General features: G+C 66.0%; 1 protein-coding gene. It reads left to right on the plus strand.

Annotation, left to right across the window (positions count from 1 at the left end; genetic code table 11):
* Positions 1–37: 37 nt before the first annotated feature.
* Entirely contained in the window at positions 38–1,738 is a 1,701-nt protein-coding gene (locus AB0I79_RS63280; RefSeq protein ID WP_357896384.1) for an IS1634 family transposase, read from the plus strand.
* Positions 1,739–1,851: the final 113 nt, after the last annotated feature.

Genomic DNA, 1,851 nt, shown 5'->3' on the forward strand with positions numbered 1-1,851 from the left:
GGCCTGGGCTTGGGCCATAATGTCTGGAGTCGTGTACGTGAAGACGACGAAGCGGGAGAACAAGTCCGGGACGGTCCGGTACCTGCATCTGGCGCATAACGAGTGGGATCCGGTGAAGGGCCGGGCGGTGCCGAAGGTCCTGTTCACGTTCGGCCGTGAGGACGAGCTGGACCGGGAAGCGGTCAAGCGGCTGGTCACGTCTCTATCGCGCTTGCTGGAGCCGGGAGACGCGCTGGCAGCAACGACGGCCTCGGACCTGGAGTACGTGTCGTCGGTGCCGTTCGGCGGCACGCACGTCCTCGACCAGATGTGGTGTCGGCTGCGGATCGATCAGATCGTCGGCCGGGTCGGGCAGCCCAAACGCGGCCGCCGCCGGAACATGACCGTCACGGAGCGGGTGCTGTTCGGCCTGGTCGCCAACCGGGCGCTGGCTCCGTCCTCCAAGCTCGCCGCCGCGGAGTGGATGAACCACGACGTCCACATCGACGGCCTGGCCACCGTCGATGACGACGCCTGCTATCGGGCGATGGACTGGCTGCACGAAGTCCGTGACGAGCTGGAAAAGCAGGTGTTCGACGAGGTCGCGAACCTGCTCAACCTTGAGGTCGACCTGCTGTTCTTCGACACCACCAGCACCTACTTCGAGCTCGGGGAGGCCGACGAGCCGGTCGGCCGCGACGAGCGGGGCGAGAGGGCCACCGACGGGCAGGACGCCGGTAACGAGGCCGGGTTCCGGACCTATGGCAAGTCCAAGGATTCGCGCGACGATCTCCCGCAGATCGTGATCGGCATGGCCGTCACGAGGGACGGCATCCCGGTCCGCTGCTGGTCCTGGCCCGGCAACACCGCAGACCAAGCCCTGATCCGCCAGGTCAAGGACGATATGCGTGACTGGACCCTCAGCAAGATCGTGTGGGTGACCGATCGGGGGTTCTCCAGCGAACGCAACCGCCGCTACCTGCGCCAGGGCGATCACGCCTACATCATCGGTGAGAAGCTCCGCTCCGGGTCGCCCGAGGTGACGGCGGCCCTGGCCCGCCAGGGCCGCTATGCCGACATCGCCGAGAACATGCGCGTGAAGGAAGTCCGGATCAGCGACACCGAACGATTCGTGATCTGCCATAACCCCGAAGCCGCCCAGCGGGACGCCCACATGCGCGAGCAGTTCGTCGCCCAGCTGACCGAGCTGATCGACGGCACCGACACCCTGAGCGAGTTCAAGCGGGGTGAGCTGCGCGGGAAGATCGCCGGCAAGCCCGGCCTGAACCGCTACCTGCGCACCACCCCTGCAGGCAAGCTCCGCATCGATCACAAGAAGATCAAGTTCGAGGAGAACCTCGACGGGAAGTACCTGCTGCGCTGCTCAGACCCGCACCTGCCGGCCGAGGACATCGCCCTGGGTTACAAGCAGCTCCTGGAGGTCGAGCGGGGCTGGCGCGACATGAAACAGATCATCGACCTGCGGCCGGTCTATCACCGGCTCGAAGAACGCATCCGCGCCCACGTCATCCTCTGCTGGCTCGCCCTCCTGCTCATCCGCATCATTGAGACCACGGCAGGAACGACCTGGCAGCACGCCCGCCGCGAACTCAACCGCCTCCACCTGGGCACCTTCACCGGCCCCACCGGGACATTCCGTCAGGTCACCGACCTGACCAAATCCCAGATCGACCTGCTCTCCAAGCTCCGTATCGACCACCCCAAGAAGATCATCGACCTTCAGACCGCACCCCGCTGACCAGCACCTCCGCCACCGCCTAGAGAAACGCCCTCCAGGCGCCCACACCCATGTCACCCCAGGCCAGACCCCGAATCCGAGCCTCCAGCCCGCTGAATTACGCGGAACGCAGG

The sequence above is a fragment of the Nonomuraea sp. NPDC050202 genome (assembly GCF_040656115.1).
Taxonomy (GTDB): domain Bacteria; phylum Actinomycetota; class Actinomycetes; order Streptosporangiales; family Streptosporangiaceae; genus Nonomuraea.